Origin of the sequence: Pseudomonas sp. Pse79 (assembly GCF_024519615.1) — a bacterium.
GTDB lineage: Bacteria > Pseudomonadota > Gammaproteobacteria > Pseudomonadales > Pseudomonadaceae > Aquipseudomonas > Aquipseudomonas veronii.
Genome location: NZ_JALJRR010000085.1, coordinates 1 through 246, shown reverse-complemented (window position 1 = coordinate 246; position 246 = coordinate 1). Strand labels below are relative to the sequence as shown.

Here is a 246-nt window from a genome sequence, read left to right as displayed (position 1 = left end):
GCAGGTTGTCCTGGCTGGCGATGATGCGGCCGGTGGCGTCGTAGTGCAGCAGTTGGCGATGTTGCGCGGCGGGTTGCTGGTCGAGTTTGCCGATCAGGTTGTCGGCGGGGTCGTACTCGAAGTGTTTTTGTGTGGCCGCCGGCATCAACGAGGGCTGGCTGGCGTGGCGGCGCTGGCGTGCGCGCAGGCGGCCGCTGCGGTCGTATTCGCTGCGGGTGCTGAGTTGGCCTTGGGTGCGCAGCACTT

The 246-nt window shown here is 67.1% G+C and carries 1 protein-coding gene; it reads right to left on the bottom strand.

The genetic code is table 11. The annotated features are described in order from the left end of the window. The coding region (locus NR164_RS30340) for a hypothetical protein (RefSeq protein ID WP_256823681.1) at positions 1-246 on the bottom strand (246 nt) is incomplete at both ends.